17 protein-coding genes are annotated in these 22,339 nt (G+C 73.3%); 4 read left to right on the forward strand and 13 right to left on the reverse strand.

Going from position 1 to position 22,339, the window contains the following annotated elements:
- Window positions 1-177 precede the first annotated feature (177 nt).
- Window positions 178-915, reverse strand: coding sequence for a S1 family peptidase (locus tag ACQ0O7_RS24575; protein ID WP_430784652.1), 738 nt, complete (start codon window positions 913-915; stop codon window positions 178-180).
- A 188-nt stretch (window positions 916-1,103) separates the two neighbouring features.
- Here ACQ0O7_RS24575 and eccCb point away from each other — a divergent pair, with 188 nt between their 5' ends.
- Window positions 1,104-4,463 (forward strand): type VII secretion protein EccCb, encoded by a 3,360-nt coding sequence (eccCb, locus tag ACQ0O7_RS24580; protein WP_430784654.1) that lies wholly within the window; start codon window positions 1,104-1,106, stop codon window positions 4,461-4,463.
- Window position 4,464: 1 nt separating this feature from the next.
- On the opposite strand, the gene ACQ0O7_RS24585 is transcribed toward eccCb, so the two are convergent.
- A complete protein-coding gene (locus ACQ0O7_RS24585) occupies window positions 4,465-5,895 on the reverse strand; it encodes a diguanylate cyclase domain-containing protein (RefSeq protein WP_430784656.1) in 1,431 nt (476 codons plus the stop codon).
- A 210-nt stretch (window positions 5,896-6,105) separates the two neighbouring features.
- Here ACQ0O7_RS24585 and ACQ0O7_RS24590 point away from each other — a divergent pair, with 210 nt between their 5' ends.
- On the forward strand, window positions 6,106-7,254 hold the full coding sequence (locus ACQ0O7_RS24590) for a cytochrome P450 family protein (RefSeq protein ID WP_430784658.1): 1,149 nt from the start codon (window positions 6,106-6,108) through the stop codon (window positions 7,252-7,254).
- Here the strand turns inward: ACQ0O7_RS24590 and ACQ0O7_RS24595 are convergent.
- The 5 genes from ACQ0O7_RS24595 to ACQ0O7_RS24615 form a co-directional block, all read right to left on the reverse strand.
- Complete coding sequence (locus ACQ0O7_RS24595) at window positions 7,251-7,643, reverse strand: hypothetical protein (RefSeq protein WP_430784660.1); 393 nt, start codon at window positions 7,641-7,643, stop codon at window positions 7,251-7,253. The genes ACQ0O7_RS24590 and ACQ0O7_RS24595 overlap by 4 nt on opposite strands.
- Complete coding sequence (locus tag ACQ0O7_RS24600; protein ID WP_430784662.1) at window positions 7,640-8,785, reverse strand: MAB_1171c family putative transporter; 1,146 nt, start codon at window positions 8,783-8,785, stop codon at window positions 7,640-7,642. Before ACQ0O7_RS24600 ends, ACQ0O7_RS24595 begins: the two co-directional genes overlap by 4 nt.
- A 3-nt stretch (window positions 8,786-8,788) precedes the next feature.
- On the reverse strand, window positions 8,789-9,289 hold the full coding sequence (locus ACQ0O7_RS24605; RefSeq protein ID WP_430784664.1) for a hypothetical protein: 501 nt from the start codon (window positions 9,287-9,289) through the stop codon (window positions 8,789-8,791).
- A gap of 11 nt (window positions 9,290-9,300) precedes the next feature.
- Complete coding sequence (locus ACQ0O7_RS24610; RefSeq protein ID WP_430784666.1) at window positions 9,301-9,783, reverse strand: hypothetical protein; 483 nt, start codon at window positions 9,781-9,783, stop codon at window positions 9,301-9,303.
- A 255-nt stretch (window positions 9,784-10,038) separates the two neighbouring features.
- Window positions 10,039-10,524 carry a hypothetical protein gene (locus tag ACQ0O7_RS24615; protein ID WP_430784668.1) on the reverse strand — a complete coding sequence of 162 codons (486 nt, stop codon included), beginning with the start codon at window positions 10,522-10,524 and terminating at the stop codon, window positions 10,039-10,041.
- An 88-nt stretch (window positions 10,525-10,612) separates the two neighbouring features.
- On the opposite strand from ACQ0O7_RS24615, the gene malQ reads away from it, so the two are divergent.
- Together malQ and ACQ0O7_RS24625 are read left to right on the forward strand one after the other, a co-directional pair.
- Window positions 10,613-12,463 carry a 4-alpha-glucanotransferase gene (gene malQ / locus ACQ0O7_RS24620; RefSeq protein ID WP_430784670.1) on the forward strand — a complete coding sequence of 617 codons (1,851 nt, stop codon included), beginning with the start codon at window positions 10,613-10,615 and terminating at the stop codon, window positions 12,461-12,463.
- A gap of 61 nt (window positions 12,464-12,524) precedes the next feature.
- Window positions 12,525-13,496 (forward strand): ABC transporter substrate-binding protein, encoded by a 972-nt coding sequence (locus ACQ0O7_RS24625; protein ID WP_430784672.1) that lies wholly within the window; start codon window positions 12,525-12,527, stop codon window positions 13,494-13,496.
- Window positions 13,497-13,510: 14 nt separating this feature from the next.
- On the opposite strand, the gene dctP is transcribed toward ACQ0O7_RS24625, so the two are convergent.
- From dctP to ACQ0O7_RS24655, 6 genes are all read right to left on the reverse strand, one after another.
- The gene (gene dctP, locus ACQ0O7_RS24630; protein WP_430784674.1) at window positions 13,511-14,506 is read right to left on the reverse strand and encodes a TRAP transporter substrate-binding protein DctP; all 996 of its coding nucleotides are present in this window, start codon (window positions 14,504-14,506) and stop codon (window positions 13,511-13,513) included.
- Window positions 14,507-14,535: 29 nt separating this feature from the next.
- On the reverse strand, window positions 14,536-16,536 hold the full coding sequence (locus ACQ0O7_RS24635) for a putative bifunctional diguanylate cyclase/phosphodiesterase (RefSeq protein WP_430784676.1): 2,001 nt from the start codon (window positions 16,534-16,536) through the stop codon (window positions 14,536-14,538).
- A 30-nt stretch (window positions 16,537-16,566) separates the two neighbouring features.
- Window positions 16,567-17,166 (reverse strand): hypothetical protein, encoded by a 600-nt coding sequence (locus tag ACQ0O7_RS24640; RefSeq protein WP_430784678.1) that lies wholly within the window; start codon window positions 17,164-17,166, stop codon window positions 16,567-16,569.
- A 68-nt stretch (window positions 17,167-17,234) separates the two neighbouring features.
- Window positions 17,235-18,353 (reverse strand): FAD-dependent monooxygenase, encoded by a 1,119-nt coding sequence (locus tag ACQ0O7_RS24645; protein WP_430784680.1) that lies wholly within the window; start codon window positions 18,351-18,353, stop codon window positions 17,235-17,237.
- 74 nt (window positions 18,354-18,427) lie between these two features.
- Window positions 18,428-21,193 carry an AAA family ATPase gene (locus ACQ0O7_RS24650; protein WP_430784682.1) on the reverse strand — a complete coding sequence of 922 codons (2,766 nt, stop codon included), beginning with the start codon at window positions 21,191-21,193 and terminating at the stop codon, window positions 18,428-18,430.
- Window positions 21,194-21,394: 201 nt separating this feature from the next.
- Window positions 21,395-22,099: a Crp/Fnr family transcriptional regulator gene (locus ACQ0O7_RS24655; RefSeq protein WP_430784684.1), complete on the reverse strand. Its 705-nt coding sequence runs from the start codon at window positions 22,097-22,099 to the stop codon at window positions 21,395-21,397.
- Window positions 22,100-22,339: the final 240 nt, after the last annotated feature.

Here is a 22,339-nt window from a genome sequence, read left to right on the forward strand (position 1 = left end):
TGGAGGGAGCCGCGGACCTGGGAACGCGGTCTTGGGGGAGTGCGGCCCCGGATGCGGCCGGAACATCGGGGAAGTGTGAGGCCTGCGCCGGCTTTCGGAGAGGCGTGGGGGGGGTGGGGGGGGGGGNGAGTTCGGGTGCGATCCGCACCCGAACTCACCACGTCAGAGGGGAACGGATCAGGAGGGGAGGCCGCTGACCTGGGTGTTCACCCAGGCGCGGATGGAGGGCAGGTCGCCGTAGATGGACGGGCCGGTGGCGCATGTGGAGTTGTTGTTGCCGGCCCGGCTGGTCACGCCGATCAGGTTCCAGCGGCCGCTGACCAGGCGGACCTGCGGGCCGCCGGAGTCGCCGTAGCAGGCGCCGGAGTTGCCGTTGGTGTTGTTGGTGCAGATCTCGTACGGGCCGTTGATGCCGGAGCAGCGGCTGTCCGCGACGATCGAGGTGTTCAGCTGGTTGGCGACGCGCGGGGCGGAGCCGCAGCCACGGGTCGGGCAGGTCTGGCCCCAGCCGATGATGCGGGTGGCGGTGCCGACGGCGCCCGAGGTGGTGGGGATGGGTGCGGGGGCGTAGGACACCGAGGAGGCCAGCTGCAGCAGCTTGACGTCGATGGTCGGGTGGTTGACCGCGCGGGTCACGGCCACCACGGTTCCGCCGGCGGCGCGGTCGGTGCTGCCCACCCGTACCGAGGAGGGGGTGGTGCAGTGTTTCGCGGTGACCGCCCAGTTGGCCTTGATCAGTGAGCCGGTGCAGCCGGACACATAGACCATGAACGGGTAGTTCTCGGTGGCCGGCTCGCCGCCGACGACCATCGTGCCGGGGGTGGGTTCGACCGGTGCGGCGACTGCGGCGGCCGGGGCCAGCAGGCCGGTCAGGGCGACCGCGGCGGCCAGCAGGAATCGAGCAGTATTGCGCATGAAGCGGCCCTTCTGTTCGGGGAACGGGCTTTCACCTGCGCACGAAGATTGCCAGATAGTTACAGCAATCGATACATCCCACTCGGTGCCTCTCCCCGGCGGGATGCCGGGCGGCACCGGCCTCCTACGATGATCGTCGTTTTCTGCGTCACCGCCGGATCGTCGAGGAGGACAGGTTGGACACGGGGATGTTCCGTAGGCCGCCGCGGCAGGCCGGGCCCGAACCGGTGACCACCGAATCGCCGGCCGAACACCTGCGGCAGCTCAGCCGGCACCGCACCGCCCTGCTCTGGCGGCATCCGGAACCGGCCGGCCTGCGGGCGCTGGTGGGTTCGACCCGGATGTGGGAGCGGCGGCCCACCGACGACGACTTCGCCGAGGTGCGGATCGCCGTCGACGACCGTACGCCCACCGTGGACATCGCCGCGCTGGAACCGGCGGCCATCGAGGACCTGGAGACCAGCACCGCGATCGCCGTCCCGCATCTGCCGCTGGCGGTGCGGCTGCGGGCGTTCAGCCGGGTCACGCTGCGCGGCGAGCGGGAGCCGGTGGCCGGCCTGGCCCGGGCGATGATCGGCCAGCTCGCCGTCCTGCACTCGCCGGACGAACTGCGGATCGCGGTGGTCGCGGCGCCCGCCCGGCTGGCCGCCTGGGACTGGGCGCGGCAGCTGCCGCACGCCCGGATCGCGGCCGGCACGCTGGTCTTCGAGACGCTGCAGGACCTGGAGCGGACCCTCGGCGCCGACCTGTCCGACCGGCCCCGCTACGACCCGGCCGCGAAGGCCCCGGCCTCCAGCGCGCACCTGGTGGTCGTGCTGGACGGCGGTGAGGTGGCGCCGAGCTGCCGGCTGGTCGGGGTGGGCCCGGCCGCGACCACCGTCGTCGACCTGTCCGGGCAGGCGCCCGGCGGCGCCGGCCGATGGCTGCTGCGCCTCAACGTCACGGCCGCCGCGATCGCGGTGGACACCCCACGACAGACCACCGCATTGGGTACGCCGGACTCGCTCACCGCCGCGCACGCCGAGGAACTGGCCCGGCGGTTGTCCACCCGTCAGCCGGCCGGTGCGGCCGATACCACCGATACCACCGATGCGGCCGGTCCGATCACCGAGGGCACGCGGGAGCCGGCCGCCGCCAAGCCCCGCTCCCGGTCCCGGCGGGCCCGCCCGGACGGCCTGCCCGAACTGCTCGGCCTGGACGGCGCCGAGGCGATCGACCCGGCGTCCACCTGGCGTACCGGGCCGGACCGGGACCGGCTGCGGGTACCGATCGGCACCACCCCCGACGGCGAACCGGTCGAGCTGGACCTGACCGAGGGCCCGCACGGCCTGATCATCGGCGCGACCGGCTCCGGCAAGAGCGAACTGCTGCGCACCGTCATCGCCGGCCTCGCCGTCACCCACGCGCCGTCCGACCTCAACTTCTTCCTGATCGACTTCCGGGGCGGCGAGACCTTCGACCCGGCCGGGGGACTGCCGCACACCGGGGCGGTGGCCGGCCACCTGATCGCCGACCTGCCGGAGATCGAACGGGTCCGCGCGGCGCTCGCCGGTGAGCTGCACCGGCGCCGGGATCCGCGCGGTGGCCCGCGACCCCGGCTGCTGGTGGCCGTCGAGGACTTCACCGACCTGCTGGAGACCCGGCCGGACCTGGTCGACCTGTTCCTGGAGATCGCCCGGGACGGCGCCGACCTGGGCGTCCATCTGCTGCTGTCCGGTCAGCGCCTGGACCAGGGACGGCTGCGCGGGCTGGACTCGCACCTGTCGTACCGGATCGGCCTGCGCACCTTCTCCGCCGCCGACAGCCGGGCGGTGCTCGGCGTCGACGACTGCTTCGAACTGCCCGCCGAACCCGGGCACGGCTACCTCAAGGCGAACGCGTCCACCCTGCGACGGTTCCGGGCGGTGTACGCCACCCCGGTGCTCGACACGATCGCCGATCGGCTGTCCGGCGCGGCCCGGCCCGCCCACCGGATCATGCTGCCGCCGCTGGACGTGCCGCCGGGTGTCACCGACCTGATCGACGCGGAGCGGCCGGGCCGGCTGGCGGTGCCGGTGGGCATCACCGACCGGCCGTTCGAGCAGCGGCGGGAGCCGTACGTGCTGGAACTCGGCGGCACCGCCGGCAACGTCGCGGTGGTGGGCGCCCCGCAGACCGGCAAGAGCACCCTGCTGCGCACCCTGATCTCCGGCCTGGCCCTCACCCACAGCCCGCGCGAGGTGCAGTTCTTCGGCATCGACCTGGGCGGCGGAGGCCTGCACTCGCTGGACGGGCTGCCGCACGTGTCCGGGATGGCCGGCCGCCCGGACGGCGACACCATCCGGCGTACGGTGGCCGAGATCAGCGCCCTGATCGACGCCCGGGAGATCCGGTTCAGCGGGCAGACCGGCGGTGTCCCGGACGACCCGTTCGGTGACGTCTTCCTGGTGGTGGACGGCTGGGCGGCCCTGCGGCACGAGCACCGCGAGCAGGCGTCCGCGGTGGTCGACCTGGCCACCCGCGGGCTGGGTTTCGGGGTGCACGTGGTGCTCACCGCGAACCGCTGGGCGGAGATCCACGGGCCGGTGCGGGACCTGTTCGGCACCCGTGTCGAACTGCGGCTGGGCGATCCGGCCGAATCGGAGATCGACCGCCGGGCCGCCCAGCGGGTGCCCGAGTCGCCGGGCCGCGGGCTCACCCGCGACGGGCAGCACTTCCTGACCGCCGTACCGTGGATCGACGAGTCGCAGGGTGTCGGCGCCCTGGTCGGGCTGGTCCAGGCGACCTGGCCGGGCGAGCGGGCGCCCCGCCTGCGGCTGCTGCCGCACCTGCTGCCGGCCGCCGAGCTGGCCGGGCCGGGCATCCCGATCGGGATCGACGAGGCGAACCTGGCGCCGGTCCGGTTCGACGACGCGGAGTCCTCCGCCCACCTGGTGATCTTCGGGGATCAGGGGTGCGGCAAGACCAACCTGCTGCGGCTGATCGCCCGGTCGGTGGCGGACCGGTTCGCGCTCGACGAGGCCCGGCTGGTGCTCGTCGACTACCGGCGCAGCCTGACCGGCGCGGTCGAGGGCGACCATCTGCTCACCCACGCCACGTCGGCGCACGTGCTGACCGACGCGATGGGCTCGATCCACGCCGCCATGTCGCGCCGGCTGCCCGGCCCGGACCTCACCCGCGAGCAGCTGCGGGACCGCAGCTGGTGGCGCGGGCCCGACCTGTTCATCCTGGTCGACGACTACGACCTGGTGGTCACGGCCGGCGAGAACCCGCTGTCCGGGCTGGTGGAACTGCTGCCGTACGCCCGGGACATCGGCCTGCACCTGATCATCGCGCGGCGGGCCGGTGGTGCGGCGCGGGCGTCGTACGAGCCCCTGCTGCGCCGCCTGGAACAGCTGGACAGCCCGGTCCTGGTGATGTCCGGCGGCCCGGAGGAGGGCAAGCTGTTCGGCAAGGTCCGCCCGCGCCCGCAGCCGCCCGGCCGGGGTGTGCTGGCCCGGCACAGCGACGGCACCACGGTCCTGCAGACCGCCTGGAGCGACCCGGACATGCCCTCCCTGGCCAGGTGAGCTAGGTGATGTGCACCCGGCCCCGGCCGGCGGCCTTGGCGGCGTACATCGCGGTGTCCGCCCGTTTGATCTCGCCCTCCGGGTCGGCGCCGGCCGGCGCGGTGATCACGCCGATGCTGGCGCCCACCCGGACCGGCACGCCGCCGACCGGGATCGGCTCGGCCACCGCCTCCACGATCCGGGCGGCGATCCCGGCGGCCTGCTCGTCGGTGGCGCCCGGCAGGATCACCGCGAACTCGTCACCGCCGAGCCGGGCGACCAGGTCGCTGACCCGCACGGCCTGGCTGATCCGCCCGGCGACCGCCTCCAGCACCGCGTCGCCGGTCTCGTGCCCGAGCGTGTCGTTGACCGCCTTGAACCCGTCCAGGTCGACGTAGAGCAGGGCGGTCGGCCCGGTCCCGCCGGCCAGCGTCTGCTCCCAGCGGGCGTGGAACTGCCGCCGGTTCGCCAGGCCGGTCAGCTGGTCGGTGTGCGCCTGCCCGCGGGCCACCGCCAGGGACGCGGCCAACAGCCCGACCACCCCGTGCAGCCGCGCCATCACCAGCAGGAACAGCAGCACGCTGCCGGCCACCACGACCGGGACGTCCAGCGGATCGTCCTGCAGCCACTCGATGGTCAGCACCAGTGGGGCCATCAGCCCGGCGGTGGCCATGGCGATCAGCCGGCACCGGCTGATCATGCCCTCCGCCGGGGGCGGGGTGGGCTGCGAGACGGTGGCCATCGCCGGGTGCAGCGCGGCCGCCCCGAACAGGACGTGCGTGACCATCCAGCCGATGTCCAGGACACCACCGGCGGCGTACGCGTCGTGCAGCTCCAGCAGGGTGTAGGTGGTGTCGGTGGCCAGCAGCGTGATCACGCCGATCAGCAGCATCCGGTAGGCGGCCGGCCGGCGCCCGGAACCGATCGCCACCCGCAGCAGGACGGTCAGACCGAGCAGGGCCAGGATCGGGTACGCCAGCGACACCGCCCGGCCGAGCAGGGTCAGATCACCGAGCCGGGCGGTGGGGGCGATCACGTAGAGCCAGGCGAGCATGGCCCCGCCGGTGGACAGGATCAGCGCGTCCAGCAGCCCGGGGATGTCCAAGCCGGTGCGCCGGGCGCGGGCGAATCCGATCAGCGCGACGATCAGCATGATGCTGGACGGCACGTACAGCGCGTCGGCGATCGAGGGGAAGACGTCCCGCCGCAGCAGCACGGTCTGCAGCCAGTAGGCGACGTCCGCGGTGGCGAACAGGGCCACGTTGACGGCCAGCGCGTACCACGGCCAGCGTGGGGCGGGCCGGTGCCGGCGGACCCCGGCGACGATCGCGACCGCGCCGGACAGGTGCAGCACCGTGGCGATGACCGCCTGCACCGGGTCCGACGGGATCAGGTTGTAGACCACGGCGCCGATCGCGCACCCGCCGAGATACCACCGCCAGCCCACCACCACCGCGCCCTTCTTCCGCCGTCCTACAGAACATCGGCGGGCCGGAGCGGTTCGTGATGACTTGTCGTGAGCTGCTGTTCCCCGGATCGGCATGACTCCCGAGTAGCGGAACCGGGCATGAATGTGATTCGATTTGTAGCGAAAGGCCGGGCATCTTCCCCCGTGGATGCCCGGCCCTTCTTCGTGTGCCGTCCGGGGGCAGATGAGGTGGGCATGCTTCCGGTCTCCGAAGCCTTCTTCCGCGACCCGTACCCGGTGTGGGCCGGTCTGCGCGACAGCTCCCCGGCGACCAGGGTGGAGCTGCCGGACGGATCACCGGTCTGGCTGGTCACCCGCTACGCCGACGTCCGCGCCCTGCTCGCCGACCCGCGGCTGTCCGTCGACAAACGCACCGGCGACGGCAGCTGGCGCGGCTTCTCGCTGCCCCCGGCGCTGGACGCCAACCTGCTCAACACGGATCCGCCGAACCACACCCGGATCCGCCGGCTGGTGTCCCAGGCGTTCACCCCGCGCCGGGTGGCCGGCCTGCGGCCCCGGATCGAGCGCACCGCCGCCGAGCTGCTCGACGCGCTGCCCACGGACGGCGTGGTCGACCTGGTCCGGTGCTACGCCGGGCCACTGCCGGTCACGGTGATCTGCGACCTGCTCGGCGTGCCGGAGGACGACCGGGACGACTTCCGGTCCTGGACCGACGTCATGCTCGTCCCACCGGACCGGTCCGCCGGGGCGCGGGCGGTCGGCGCCGTCCACGCCTACCTGGTCGGCCTGCTCGCCCGCAAACGCGCCGCCCCCGCCGACGACCTGCTCTCCGCGCTGATCGCCGCCCGTGCGGAGGGCGACCGGCTCACCGAGGACGAACTCACCTCGCTCGCCTTCCTGCTGCTGCTCGCCGGATTCGAGAACACCGTGCACGCCATCGGCACCGGCGTGCTCACCCTGCTGGCGAACCCGGCGATCGACCGGGCCGATCCGGGCGGGACCGTCGTCGAGGAACTGCTGCGGTACGAGCCGCCCGCGACGGTCCTGCTGCGCCGGTTCACCACCGAGGAGGTGGACGTCGGGGGAGTCACCGTGCCGAAGGCTGCGACCGTTCTGCTGGTGCCCGGCGCGGCCAACCGTGACCCGGACGTGTTCCCCGGCCCGGACCGGGTCGTCCCCGGCCGCCCGGCCGCTCACCTGAGCTTCGGCCACGGCATCCACTACTGCGTGGCCGCGCCGCTGGCCCGGATCGAACTGGAGATCGCCCTCGGCGCCCTGCTGCGGCGCTTCCCGGATCTGCGGCTGGCCGTCCCGGCCGGCGAACTGACCTGGCGGCCGTCGTTCCGGGCCCGCGGCCTGGCCGCTCTCCCGGTGCTTCGCTAGAACCGGACCCCGCCGTGCCGGTAACCGCCGAGCGTGCCGGCGGTCTTGGTGACCAGGGCGGCCCCCAGATCGACACCGAGATACTCGGACAGCTCCAGGGTGCGGATCAGGATGTCGGCCAGCTCCAGGCTGAGCGCGTCGTCCGGGCGGCGGGCCGACGGATCCAGATCCAGGTCCCGGCTGCGGATCTCCTGCAGCGCCTCACTGACCTCGCTCTGCAGCAGCGCCATCCGGGTCGCCGCGACATAGGCGCGCCCACTGGGATGGGCCGCCTCGACCGCATCGGAGCCGGAGAACAGATCGATCCCGCGCGCGTACGCGTGAGCGGCGCGCTGCGCGTCCGGCAACAGTGCGGCCACCGCCTCGATGTGCCGCAGGGCCTCGCTCATGACGACGTCACCATCCGCTTCCCGTCCAGGTGCCGCGCGATCCGCAGCAGATGCTCGGTCTCCTCGGCGATGTCGGTGCCACCGCCCGGCTGCGGGGTCCAGCGCTCGGCCGGCGTCTCACCACGCTCCTTGGCCCGGACCGCCGCCGCGAGCACCGCCGCCTGCACCCGGTCGTGATCATCGCCGGGCACCGCCCGGGCCACCCGGGCGTCGAACCACGGACGCAGCGCCAGCCAGCCGTCGCGGATCTCCACCACCAGGCGGACCAGCCGGTACTCGATGTCGCGGACCGCGCCCCGCCGGGTGTGCCCGGGATCCAGGGCGATCTCCGGGGTGGCCCGGCTGAGCAGCTCCCACAGCGGGAAGAGCCGGCGGTAGGTGCGCAGCCGGCGCAGCCACGCCCCGGCGGCGGCCACCTTCGGGCCCCACGACGGGATGGTGAACCCGATCAGGATCAGCACACAGCCCGGCCCGGTGAGCAGCGGCGACATCTGCTGCTGGACGTCGGCCGGGATCGGCTCCCAGCCGGCGTTACGGGCACCGATGTAGAACGCCTTCTCCACGCAGTACGCCAGCCCGAAGACCGCGCCGGAGCCGACCAGCCGCAGACCGATGCGCAGATACCGCTGCCGGGTCAGCCGGGCGAACCGCCAGGACAGCCGCAGGATGTCGGCCAGGGCGATGACGAAGTAGCCGAGATAGACCATCATGTACTCGGCCATCCAGGGGGCATCCCCGTACCGGATGGTGAATTCGCTGGTCAGCGTGATGTCCAGCGGCGCCAGGGTGAAGAAGGCGGCCATCGCGGTGGCCGCCGCGCCCGCCGCCAGGAGCCGGAACCAGGTGCTGCGCCGGGGCGGATCGGCGACCGTCCAGTGCAGCAGCAGCAACTGGACCGACACCGCGAAACCGATGATCCCGTAGTGCGCGATCAGCCGGGCGATGTTCGGCATCCCGAGCAGCTCGTCGATCCGGACGTAGACGTTCGGGGTGTTCGCCGCCGGAGCCCAGACCAGGCAGGCCAGCATCGCCGCCAGCGCGCGGCGGGTCGCGCTGCGCGGATCCCGGATCAACGGCGGGATCTTGTACGCCAGCGCGACCAGCGCCAGCAGGGCCACCACCGGGTAGACGACCGAGGACACCGGTCACCGCCGCCCGGGATCGATCAGTGTGTGGTGCAGCCGGTCCAGCACCGGGGAGGTGCCGCCGTCCCCGGCCGGCGGGCGGGCCAGCACCGACCGGCGCAGCAGCAGCGAGGCGATCATCTCGGCCTCCTTCTCCTCCACCTCGCTGTAACCGGACCGGCCCAGCACCGCACGGACCAGCGACGGGTCCAGGTCCGGCAGCAGCAGCCGGGACGCCTCGGCGGCCAGCACCGGCGCGGTCAGGTGCCCGCACACCAGATGGCCCAGCTCGTGCCGGATGATGTGGTCCTGGTGCAGGCGGCTGGTGCCGGCCTCGTAGAAGATGACGTCGAAACGCTCGGTGCGCACCGCCAGACCGCACGGGCTGGACGCCGGCAGGTGCTCGGCGACCAGGTGGATGGGCCGGCCCTGCCGCTCGGCGAGCACGTCGCACAACTCCCGCACGTCACCGGCGTCCGGCAGATCGAGCCCGGCGAGGATCCCCTCACACCGTCGTCGCATCGCGCGATCTGTCATCCGTCTAGGCCCTCCAGTTTGCGGCAGCGGTCGACGAGTAGTTCGATGAGGTGGGTGCTGTCGTCGGAGAGGCCCTGCTGGCGCAGCACCCGGCGGAGCGCGACCTGCTGCACCTTCATCTCGCGCAGCTCGTTGAGCATGTCGATCTGGTCGCGGACCCGGCGGGTGACCGCGTCGTCCACGAAGAAGCCCGGATCGACGCCGAACGCGCGGGCCAGCGCCTGCACGTGTGAGGTGCGCGGGTCGGTGGTGATGCCGCGGCGCATCTCGCCGACGTACGCGGCGCTGATGGTGACCCCGGTGCCGTCCCGGCGCCCCGCCTCGTTGATCTTGTTGGCGATCTCCTTCGTGGTGTACCGGCGGCCGGTCTCCTCGCCCGGACCGAGCTCGGTGCCGGCCGGCCGGACCCGGTCGAAGAGGAACTCCAGCCGGGCCGCCAGGGTGTCCAGTGCCGGCAGGCCGGTCTCGTTCGACGCCACCAGTCCTCCTAGATGGACGTTCGGTAAACAGTTGTATCGCGGATCCGCGCGGCGGTACACGCTCGTTGACATCAATACCTGCTTACCGCGTATAGTCGCGGCGGCGGGGCAACACGCGTGGTTCGAAGCTGCAATGTAGAGCAACAGGCGTGTTCCCGGCCAGCGCCACCCCACGGGGACTGAGGGGCGGTCAACGCGCCTCCGGGGGCATGGCAACCGGCGGGAGGAGACTTCCGCCGGTTGCCAGGCGTCGACTCACCGGCCGATCAGGGAGCCCTTGTGGCGCTCGGCGAGCTGGATGGCCAGCGTCCCGGCGAAATCGAGGCCCGCCATGCGCACCGCCAAGGCCCGGGTGGGGTTGGCGTGGTTGTTCCGCCGCAGCCGGGCCAGCCAGCGTTTCTCCAGCTGATGGCGGCCGACGATCGCCGCGATCGACAGCGCGGCCACCCCGGCCAGCAGGGCGGCCTCCTTCTTGCCGACGGTGAAACCCTCCTCGGCCGCGGGCGGCGGATCGGACACCGGGAACGGCTGGGCGGACAGCTCGATCTCGTCGATGTCGTCGGCGCTGGTCTCGTCCGGGGTCATCACGAAGCTGACCGCGGTCAGCGCGGCGACGGTGCCGGCCCGGGCCAGGCGGCGGCGGGCCGGGGACAGGTCACGGACCGCGACCCAGATGCCGCTCATGCCGGCTTGCAGGGCGGCGGTGCCGACGATTCGCAGATACGGAAGGGAAGCAGCCATGCGACGACCCTAGCGGCGAAGGTCAACGCACCCGACCCGCTACCGTACGGAGAACCAGGTCACATCCCCGCGGCGGGACCGTGAGCACATGACCGCCGCACCGCACACCACCACCGGGACCGACCTCGCCGCGCTGGGCGTGGTGCCGGAGTACACCGACTCCTTCGGCGTCGACCGCGACGTCCCGGCCCGGACCCGGGAGGCCCTGGCCGCCCGGTTCGGCCACACCGCCCGGCTCGCCCCGCAGACCCTGGTGGCGACGCCGGGCCGGCACCACCCCCGGCTGTACGGCACGCTGCGCACCGAGGACGGCACCGTGCTGCGCGCCGAGGGGATCGTGGACCGGCCCGGCTATCACACGCTGACCACCGACGACGGGGTGTCGCACCTGGTCCTGGCCGCCGAGGAGTACCTGCCGCAGGCGCCTCGCACGTTCGGGCTCGCGGTCCAGCTCTACGCCGCCCGCAGCCGGGACTCGTGGGGCATCGGCGACTTCCGGGACCTGGCCCTGATCGCCCGCTCGGTGGCCGCCCGGGACGCCGGGATGCTGCTGGTCAGCCCGGTGCACGCGATGGCGCCGGGGCGGCCCGCGCCGAATTCGCCGTACAGCCCGGCCAGCCGCCGCTGGCTCAACGTCCTGCACATCGCCCCCGGTGAGGCGCCCGGCGCGGAACGGGTCGACCTGTCCGGCCTGGCCGCCGAGGCTCGTACGCTCAACGAGTCCAGGACGATCGACCGGGACGCCGTCACCCGCGTCAAGGTCGAGGCGCTGGAGCGGATCTGGACGGTCATCCGGCACGACGAGCCGGCCGAGTTCCGGGCCTGGGCCGGCGAGATGGGCGCCGATCTGACCCTCTTCGCCACCTGGTCGGTGCTGGCCGGGATCCACGGCGGCGACTGGCGCAAGTGGCCGCAGCGGTACGCCCACCCGCTGTCCCCGGCGGTCGCCGTCTTCACCCGCGAGCACGCCGACCGGGTCCGCTTCCACATGTGGTGCCAGTGGGTGGCCGACCGGCAGCTGGCCGTCGCCTGCCGCAGTGGTGTCACCGTCTGCCTGGACGCGGCCGTCGGGTTCGACTTCGGTTCCGCCGACGCCTGGCTGCACCAGGATCTGCTCGCCATGGACTTCGAGGTGGGCTGCCCGGCCGACCCGTGGAACCGGGAGGGCCAGCGCTGGGGGCTGCCGCCGTTCGACCCGTACGCGCTGGCCGCGGCCCGGTTCGAGCCGTTCGTGGCGCTGGTCCGGGCGTCGCTGCGGCACGCCGGGGCGCTGCGCATCGACCACGTGATGCAGCTGTGGCGGCTGTTCTGGGTGCCCGCGGACGGGCCGGTGAGTGACGGCGCCTACGTGCGTTACCCGGTGGACGCGCTGCTCGCGGTGCTGCGGATCGAGGCGCACCGGGCCGGCGCCTGGATCATCGGCGAGGACATCGGGACGGTCGCGCCGGAGGTGCGCGAGACGATGGCCGCGATCGGCATGCTCGGCTACCGCACCGAGGCCGGGGCCGCGTCCGGCGGCAATCCGGAGAATTCGGTGGGCGCCACCGGCACCCACGACCAGGCCACCATCGCCGGGGTGCTGACCGGCTCGGACCGGGACGACCTGCTCGCTCTCGGCAAGACCTTCGACGACGCCGAACTGGCCCGGACCCTCGGTGCGCTGGCCCGCCAGGCCGGCCTGGACCCGGCCGCGCCGGCCGGGCCGGAGCAGGTCCGGGCGGCGATCCTGGCCCAGCACCGGGCTCTCGCGGCCTGCCCGTCCCGGATCGTGGTGGCGACCCTCGACGACGCGGCCGGGGTCGCCGAGCGCCCGAACATGCCCGGCACCGTCGACGAATACCCGAACTGGCGGATCGCGCTGCCCGCGCCGGTCGAGGACCTGCTGGCCGCGCCGCTGGCCCGGGACCTGCTGGCGGTGCTGGCCACCGGCCGGCGCTGACCCTCGTGGCGAAACACCGGATCGGCATCCCGCCGGTCCGGTGTTCGCGTTAGATGAGGTGATGTTGCGGACGGCGCTCGCCCTGGCCCTGCTGGTCACCGGGCTGACCGGGTGCGGCGCGGCCACCGGTGACACCGGCGCCGGCGACGACGGCGGGCCGATCACGCTGGGTTTCTCCCAGGTCGGGTCGGAGAGTGCCTGGCGGGTGGCGAACACCAGGTCGATCGAGGAGGCCGCCGCGGCCGCCGGTGTCGACCTGGACCTGCGGGAGGGTCAGCAGCGGCAGGAGCAGCAGATCGCCGACATCCGTGACTTCATCAGCCGGAGGCTGGACGTGATCGCCTTCTCCCCGGTGGTCGAGTCCGGCTGGGACGGCGTGCTGCAGGAGGCCAAGGACGCCGGCATCCCGGTGATCGTCACCGACCGGTCGGTGGACACCACCGACACCTCGCTGTATGCCGCCGAACTCGGTTCGGACTTCGTCGCCGAGGGCCGTAAGGCCGGCGAGTGGCTGGTCGAGCAGTACCGGCGGGCCGACGGCCCGGTCCGGATCGTGGAGATCGAGGGCACCACCGGTTCGGCGCCGGCCAACGGCCGCCTCGCCGGATTCGCCGAGGCGATCAGGGCCGACCCGGATCTGCAGGTGATCGACTCCCGGGACGGTGGTTTCACCCACGACGGCGGCCGTTCCGCGATGGCCGGTTTCCTGGCCGAGCACGCCGACATCGACGCGGTCTTCGCGCACAACGACGAGGAGGGCATCGGTGCCGCCGCGGCGATCGAGGAGGCCGGGAGGAAGCCCGGCCAGGACATCAAGATCATTACGGTGGACGCCAGCCGGGACGGGCTCACCGCTCTCGTCGCGGGCCGCCTCAACTTCGTCGTCGAGTGCAACCCGCTGCTCGGCCCCCAGCTCATGGACCTGGTCGCCAAGGCCGCGGCCGGCGAGACCATGCCCCGGCGCGTCACCGTGACCGAGACCGTCTTCGACGCGAAGGCCGCCGAGGCCGCCCTGCCCACCCGCGAGTATTGAGGCCGGTCCGGCCGTCAGCTCAGCTCGGGCAGGAGACTGGCCAGGTCGCCGAAGGTGCCGCGGTGTTCGCGCAGCATCGGGGCCAGAGCCTTGCGGAAGGCGGTCGAGTCGACCTCGTTGGTCAGCGCGCCCTGCCCCTCCGCCGCCGACACCTGGTCGAAGGTGGCCTTGGTCCAGAGGCGCAGCTGCTCCTCCCGGGTGAGTACGCCGGCCTGCACGATCGCGTCCCGGGTCGCCTTCGGCAGCTTCGACAGCCAGGTGCGGCTGGCCATCAGCACGTCGACCGTCTGCTGGTGCCGGGTCCAGGAGAAGTGCGGCGCGAACTCGACGTGCTGTTCGGTGGCGTAGAAGACGGCGCTGTTCTCGGCGGCGTCGACCAGTTTCTGTTCCAGCGCCGAGGCGATGTCGTTGGTGGCCAGCGGTACCGCGTCGGCGCCGAGCGCGTTCACCATGTCGATCGACACGATGTTCTGCGGCACCCGGATCCGCATGCCCTTCAGGTCGGCGGGGGTGTAGACCGGGCGCAGCCGGTTGTAGACGTTGCGGTCGCCGCCGTAGAAGTAGGCCAGCACGGTCAGGCCGTGCTCCTCGAGGATGCTGGCGCAGCGCCGGCCCAGCTCGCCGCTCATCGCCTCCAGGCAACCACCCTCGCCGCGGAACACGTACGGCAGATTGACCACACCGAGCCGTTTGTCGTACGCGGTCAGGTTGGCCATCAGGGTCTTGCAGAACGCGACCTGGCCGGTCCGGACCATCTCGGTGACCCGGTTGTCGTCGCCGAGCACCCCGCCGGGTTTGACCTCGACGGTGATCAGGCCGCCGGTGAGTGCCGCGACCTGGTCGGCGAAGTACTTCTCGGCCACCACCATCGGGCTGTTCGCCTTGACCGGCTCGGCGAGCTGCACGGTGGTCGCGCCGTCGGTACCGCCGGAGCGGCTCTTCGCACCGCACCCGGTCACCAGGCCCAGCGTGACCGCACCGGCGGACGTCAGCACCCACCGTCGATCCACCTCACCCACGGTAATCGAAGGGTGCGGGTTCAGGCGGCGCTAATCGCCAGACCGGACGTCGCGTACCGGGACAGCCAGACGGTGAGTTCGGCGGCCGGCAGCGGGCGGCTGATGTGGTACCCCTGCGCCTCGTGGCAGCCGAGTTCGCTGAGCGCCCGCATCGCGTTCTCGTCCTCGACGCCTTCGGCGACCACCCGCAGGTGCAGGTTCTTGGCCAGGTCGACGACGGCGCGCACGATGGTCTCGTCGCGGGAGTTCGCGCTCATCCGCATCACGAAACTGCGGTCGATCTTGAGTTCGTGCGGGGGCATGTCCCGCAGGTTCGCGATCGACGAGTAGCCGGTGCCGAAGTCGTCGATCGAGATGTTCACGCCGTACGCCCGCAGTTCCTGCAGCACCTCGGAGGCGCGCGTGGTGTCGCCGATCATCGCGCTCTCGGTGATCTCCAGGGTGAGCAGGCCGGGACGCACCCCGTGCCGGTCGAGCGCGGCCATGACGGTCTCCGGGAACGCGCCGTCGGCCAGCGACCGGGCCGGGATGTTCACCGACACCGGCAGCTGGTGGCCGAGCCGCACCCACCGGGCGATCTGGTCCAGGGCCTGCTCCAGCACCTCGGCGGTGACCAGGTCGATCAGGCCGCTCTCCTCGGCCATCGGGATGAACGTGTCCGGGCCGAGCAGCCCCCGCTCCGGGTGCTGCCAGCGGACCAGCGCCTCGGCGCCGCACGGCCGGCGGCTGGCCAGGTCGACCTTCGGCTGGTAGAAGACCACCAGTTCGCCGCGTTCGACACCCTGCCGCAGCTCGCTCTGCAGGCTGAGCCGGCCCGCGTCACCGCCGTCCATCGACGGGTCGTAGCCGACCACCCCGTCCTTGCGGCGCTTGGCCGCGTACATCGCGACGTCGGCGTGCTGCAGCAGCTCGGAGGTGCCGCTGCCGTCCTCCGGGTACATCGACACCCCGATGCTGGCGTCGATGTCGACCATCAGCCCGCTCAACTCGATCGGCCGGCGCAGCGTCTCCAGCACCCGGTGCCCGGCCTCCAGGGCGGCGGCCCGCTCCGGGGTCGACGGCAGCACCACGGCGAACTCGTCACCGCCGAGCCGGACCACGGTGTCCCCGGTCCGGCAGGTCCGGGACAGCCGCTCGGCGACCTCGCACAGCAGCTCGTCACCGGCGGCGTGCCCGAGCGTGTCGTTGACCTCCTTGAACCGGTCCAGATCGATCAGCAGCAGACTGAACGGCTCGCCGGAGGCCTCGCCCTGGCGCACCGCGGCGGCCAGCCGGTCCTGGAACATGGTCCGGTTGCCGAGCCCGGTCAGCGGGTCGTGGGTGGCCTCGTGCAGCCGCCGCTCGGCCTGCCGTTCGGCCCGGCGCTGGTAGCCGACGAGCACGAACGCGCACACCGCGAACAGCAGCACCACCACCGGGATCATCAGTTCGGCCACGGTACGGACCAGGACCGTACGGTCGTCGACCCCCTCCAGGTAGTCGGCCAGGGACTGCTGGCTGATGTGCACGTTGTCGAGCACCTCGTCGCGCAGCGGGGCGAAGGTCAGCGAGGCCAGTTCGGCGTACCCCTGCACGCTCGCACCACGCTCGGTCTGCGTCATGATCTCCACGACGATCCGGCTGTAGTTGGCGTACGCGCCCCGGATCGCGTCCAGTTCCACCTGGTCGACGGCGTTGTTGGCCTGCAGCCAGTCGAGGTCGGCGCGGGCCGAGTCGAGGGTCGCGGCGAGCTGGTCGCTGCGGTACTTGGTGCCACCGGTGGCCAGGTATTCGCGCAGCGCGGCGTCCTGGGCGTTGATCCGTACCGAGATGTCGTTGAGGACCTTGGTGGTCTGCTGGGTCCGGCGCACCTCACGGGTGGCGTCGGCGGTGACCGTGGAGGCGAACACCGCCGAGGCCGCCAGGATGGTGATGCCGACGGCGGTGCCGGCGATCGCCGCCCGCGCCACGGCACGGCTCGCCAGCCACCGGCCCCACCACCCGCGCGGCTCCGCCCGTTCCGATCCTGCGCTTCCGGTCACGGCAGGCCATTCGGCTTCACCGGCGCGAATCTAAAGGTTCGCGCGGACCACCTCGGCCAGCCGGTCGGCCGCCTGCACCCCGGACAGCCGCCGGCCGTGCACGACGGTGAGATCCTCGACCGCGCAGGCGGGTGGGGCGTACCCGACCGCCAGGGCCAGTGCCGGGCTGCGCCGGGCCCACGCCGTCACCTCGGTGAACAGCTCGCCCTCCAGGTCGGCGAGGGACATCGACGCGGTCAGCCGCTGGGTGAGCCGCTGCCGGTGCGGCCAGAACGACCACACCTTCGCCTCGTCGATCAGCTGCTCGACCGGGTCGGTGCGCAGGTAGCGCAGCGCGATCTGCAGCGACTCGGACCGGCCGTCACCGATCAGGTCGTCGATCATCCGGTGCCGGGCGTGTGCCCCGGCCACCTCGTAGAAGGTGCTGCGGCAGCCGCGCGGTTCGGCGGCGGCGACGATCGTCTTCCAGTTGACGTCCGAGTGGGGCCCGGCGTTCAGGACCGTCGCGGCCGCCCGGTAGTACGTCGTCTTGGTGTTCCAGTGGTTGCGGCGGGTCGAGGTGTTGCCGGCGAGCCGCCGCACCCAGCCACCCACGACTGTCCCGTCCAGGTCCGCGAATGCCGTCGTCATCGTCCTCAGTCCTTATCGATGGGATTCAGCGCAGGAACGAGCCTGTCCGGAACGCCCCCGGGACCGCATCACGTGTTCACGTGATCCTGCGGCCGGTCCCGCAGCACGCCGGCCAGTTGCTCGGGGGAGGCGCCGGTGGCGGCCAGCGCGGCGAACCGGTGGTGCCGGTCCAGCGCGCGGGACAGCCGCTCCCGGTCCCGGACCGCGTGTGGCCGCCGGTCCCGCTGGTAGCCGTCCAGTGGGCCGGGCCCGCCGTTGACCGCCGCGGCCAGCCGTCCGCCCAGGTCGGCGGCGTCGGCCAGGCAGGTGTCGACGAGCGCGCTCGGCGGGTGCAGCGGGTGCGCGGACTGGCCGGCCAGATAGGTGGTGCCCCGGCCGTACACCCGCGCCACCCCGAGCGGGTCGTGCCACTGGACCACGCCCAGCACCTGGGAGGCGGCGAGCGCGGCCGGCAGCCGGCTGTGCAGCACCCCGGCCGGGTCGGCCTCCTCGCTGGAGTCGCGGTCCAGCAGCAGATGGCCGGTCCACATCCCGGGTCCGGTGCACCGGACCAGCGAGATCCCGTCCGCCATGATCATCGACGAGCGGGGGAACCGCCGGTCCAGCGCGTCGCTGCGGAAGTCCACCGAGCAGTACTGCCCGGTGGTGATGGTGTCCTCCAGCGGCACCCCCAGGCAGCGCCGCACCGTGCTCCGGGCGCCGTCACAACCGGCCAGGTGCCCCACCGGCAGGTCGTGCCGGGTGCCGGTGGCCGAATTCAGGACGGTCGCGACCGTACGCCCCCCGGTGTGCCGTGACCCGGTGAACGTCCAGCCCTCCCGCAGATCGATCAGCGGATGGTCCCGCAGCACCGCCCGCAGCCGGGTGACCAGGCCGATCCCGGTCACCTGACCGGCCAGCGGCGACGGCATGGTGACCACCGGCGGGCCGCCCACCGCACGGCTCCACTCGACCCGGCCGCGGGCGCCCGCGTCGACCCCACCGGCCAGCACCCGGCCGGCCACCCCGAGACGCTCCAGTATCCCGGCCGCGGTGCCGCCGATCAGATCCGGTCCGGAGTGCCGTGGCGGGCGCGAGGAGCGTTCGACGACCAGACTCGGTACGCCGTGCCGGGCCAGTTCGAGAGCCAGCACGGCACCCGTCGGCCCGGCGCCGACCACCAGGACCGGCGCATCGGTGTCGATCATCCCTCGTCCCTCCCCAGCATGTACCGGTCATGCTGGGGGAACATGCCGTGGCGGCACATCACGTGATCCCGCCATCAGTCCCGGCCCTCCCGCGCCACCAGGGCGGCCAGCTCCACCCGGCTGCGGATCTCCAGCTTCTGGAACACCTTCCGCAGGTGACTGTCCACCGTGTGCGGGGACAGGTTGAGCCGGCGGGCCACCGCGATGTTGGTCATGCCCTGGGCGACCAGCAGCGCCACCGGCCGCTCCGCCGGGGACAGCGTGGGCAGCACCGGCGCCTCCTCGGCCGGCCGGGTGGTGGTCACCGCGCCGAGCCGGCCGCCCAGGCCGTCCCGCAGCCGCCGGTGCACCCCGTGCGCGCCGGCCCCGATGGCCAGCACCAGCGCCTCCTCGTACCACTCCCGCGCGGTCTCCCGGTCGCCGGCGTCCCAGGCCTGCCCGGCGGCGTCCGCCAGCGCGCTGGCCAGGGCCACCGGGCGGTGACTGAGCCGGAAACCCCGCACCGCGGCCCGCAGCCGGGCCGGATCCTTGGTGAGCGTCCCGGCGGCGTGGTCGGCCGCCCCGGCCGCCGCCCACGAATCCGGGTTGGCGCAGGCCAGCCGGGACGCCGCGGAGGCCACCGCCTCGGCGCGGGCGCCGTCCCCGGCGGTCCGGGCGAGCCGCACCAGCACCGCCGCCGCCTCCGGCTCCCGGACCAGCAGCGCGGGCCGCACCACGAACGAGTCGTAGACGCCGCGCATCAGCCGGAACGCGGTCACCGGGTCACCCTCGGCGGCCAGCAGCGACGCCTCCGCCCAGACCACGTCCTCGGGCCGGCCGGTGACCCCGGCGGCGGTCAGCTCCCGGATCCGGAACAGCAGGTAGCGGCCCTGATCCAGATCCCCGCGCAGCACCGCCAGCCGGATCAGGGTGCCGAGCAGCGGGATCACCGGCTGAAAGGTGGAGTACTGCTCGGCCTGGGTGACCCCGGCCTCGGCCTCGGCCGCCGCGTCGTCCAGCCGGCCGCGGGCGGTCAGCAGCACCGACCGGTAGTGGTGCCAGAGCGGCTGCGCCCAGACCGCGCACTCCCGGTGCCCCCGGTCCAGAGCCCGGTCCGCCTCGTCGAACCGGCCCAGCGCGGTCAGCGCGCCGGCCAGCCGGATCCGGTGCGGCCCGGTGGTGCCGGCCCGCCCGGCCAGCCCGGTGGCCTCCTCGGCGTGGCCGAGCGCGTCCGCCAGCCGGCCCTCGGCCTGTGCGATCAGGCTGCGCGCGGTCAGCCCGGACACCGCGGCCGCCGGCGCGATCTCCCGGCCCAGGGCGACGGCGGTGGCGCCGGACTCGTCGGCGGTCGCCGGATCGTCCAGGTGGACCAGGGCGTGCGCGCGGATCGCGTGCAGGTGGGCGCGGACCTCCCGGGGCGCCGCCGGATCGGCCAGGCCCGCGTCAGCCTGGTCGGCGGCCTCGTCGTTGCGCCCAGCGTGCCGGAACGCGGTGGCCAGCCCGAACCGGATGGTGGCCCGGACCGCCGGGTCCAGGTCGCCGCGCAGCGCCGCCCGGCCCAGTTCGGTCGCCGTGGCCAGCCGCCCGGCCGAGGCCAGCGCCCCGACCGTGTCGGCGACCAGCGCCGGGCGCTGCGGGTCGTGCTCGCCGATCGCCGCGCACGCCTGCAGCATCAGATCGGCGGCCGCCGCCGGAGCCGTCGCCGCCATCTCGGCGGCGGTGTCGCGCAGCAGGCCGACCGCCGCCCCGGCCCCGATCCGGCCGCTGCGCAGCAGGTGACCGGCGATCTGCGCGGCCGGCCGGTTCTGTTCCCGGGCCAGCACCGCGGCCCGGCCGTGCAGGTGCCGGGCCTGGGAGGGGCTCAGCGTGCTCTGCACCGCCTGATGCACCTGAGCGTGCCGGAACACCAGGCCGGTGTGGTCCTCGACCAGCAGGCCGCAGGTGACCGCCTCGTCGACCAGCCCGAACAGCCCGGCCGGATCGAGGCCACCCATCAGCCGGGCCGCCGACTCCAGGTCGATCGGGCCGTCCAGCACCGACGTGGCCCGCAGCAGCCACTGCGCGTCCGGTGACAGACTGCCGACGATCTCCCGGACCGTGGTGACGAAACTGGACGGCAGGTCGTCGCCGACCACGGTGGCGATCCCGTCCGCCACGATGATCTGCCGGGTCGCGGTCAGCGCACCGATCAGCTGCTCGATCCGCAGCGGATAGCCGCCGCAGCCCTCCACCAGGGCCAGCACGGTGTCGTCCACCCGCGCGCCGATCCGCTGCTCGCACAGCCGGCGTACCGCGTCGCCGTCCAGCACGTCCAGGTGCGTCGGGGTGATCCGGTGCGACAGCCAGTCCAGGGTCTGCCGGCCCGGGGTGTCGGCCCGCTCGGTGCGGCTGGCCAGCAGCCACCGCACCGGGAACGACTCCAGCGCCGGCACCAGCTCGCGCACCGCCAGGGCGCTCAGCTCGTCCATCCAGTGCGCGTCGTCGATCACGATCAGCAGCGGGCGGACCGCGGCGAACCGTTCCAGGGAGTCCCGCAGCCGGTGGATCTTCGCGTAGTTGCCGGCCGGCTCGTCGTCCAGACCGGACAGCCAGGCGAACTCGGCGGTCGGCGGGCTGCACGCGCGCAACGCCCCGGCCAGGGTCACCAGCGGGGCCGTCCGGTCGTGCCGGAACGCCTCCCGCGCGGCCACCGCCACGTCCAGCCGGTCGGCGTGGTCACCGGCCGCCAGCAGCAGGCGCGACTTGCCGATCCCGGGCCGGCCGAAGAACACGTGGCAGCCGCCCCGGCCGGCCTTGGTCTCCTCCAGCGCGGTGCGGATGACCTTCAGCTCCTCGGTACGGCCGACGATGCGGTCGCTCACGCCGGCCTCCCGTCGCGTTCTCTCGATGTGTCCAACGCTCGCCCCGCCCGCAGGTTCCGGGTCGAGAGTGGACTGACGATTGTGGCCTGCGACAGTGATCAACGTAAGTGCCTCACCGGACGACGTCATCCATCGTCCGATCGTGGCCGGGCGCCGTCCGGCGGATCGCCTACTGGTACGGGATCGGCGCCGAAAAAACGGTCACAGCTCGGCGACGGCCCGCAGCCGGACCGGATCGGTGATCAGCAGCTGCCGGTACCCGGTCTCGATCAGCCCCTGATCCCGCAACTCGCGCAACGCCTTCTCGACGGTGGCCTGCGCCGCGGCGATCATCGCGGCCAGGTCCGGCTGGCTCAGCGGCACCACCATCTCGATGCCGCCGTCCGAGCGCAGCCGGCCACACACCTCGGCCACCTCGATCAGCAACCGGGCCAGCCGGACATACGCCGGAAAGGCCGCGATGTCCACCCGCCGCCGGTTCGCCCACCGCAACTGCCGGGCCACCGCCGCGGTGATCAGCGCCGCCGCGTCCTGCCGCTGCCGCAGGAACGCCTCGAAGTCGCCCCGGCTGATCTGCCCCGCCGTCATCGGCGCGCACGCCGTCACCGTCGCGTTGCGCGGATTGCCGGTCAGTGCGCCGATCTCCCCGACCACCTCGCCCGGCGCCCGGATGCCCAGCACCGTCTCCACCCCGTCGACCGCGGTGGTCGCCTTGACGAACCCGTTCAGCAGCAGGAACACATGGGTGTCGGCGGTGGTGCCCTCGCGCAGCAGGGCACGCCCGGCCTCGAACGTGCGCTTCACACTGGAGTGGACCAGCGCCGTGGCCACCTCGGCCGGAAGGCTGCCGAGAAAGGTGCCGGGCGCCCATGGGTTGCCGAGCCGGCGGGAGACCTCAGAGGACAACGGAACCACCCCCGGTCACTCAACCACGCCCGGTAGTCCGCGGGCAATGCCACGCACGGTGGGGGGAATCCGGCACCGGCGGGTCAGGACAGCCGGGCCGTCGGCCTCCGGGGCGCACGACACGTCCGAACCCTCCCCGGCGCCGGGAGAACCGGGAATCCGGCGGGAACGGGGCGGGCCTGGTGGGGCGGTTCACCTACCAGGCTCTGTGTGGCGGACCGCGCCTCGCTCCCACCCGAT

The organism is Actinoplanes sp. G11-F43, from assembly GCF_050589265.1.
In the GTDB taxonomy this organism is placed as follows: Bacteria; Actinomycetota; Actinomycetes; order Mycobacteriales; family Micromonosporaceae; genus Actinoplanes.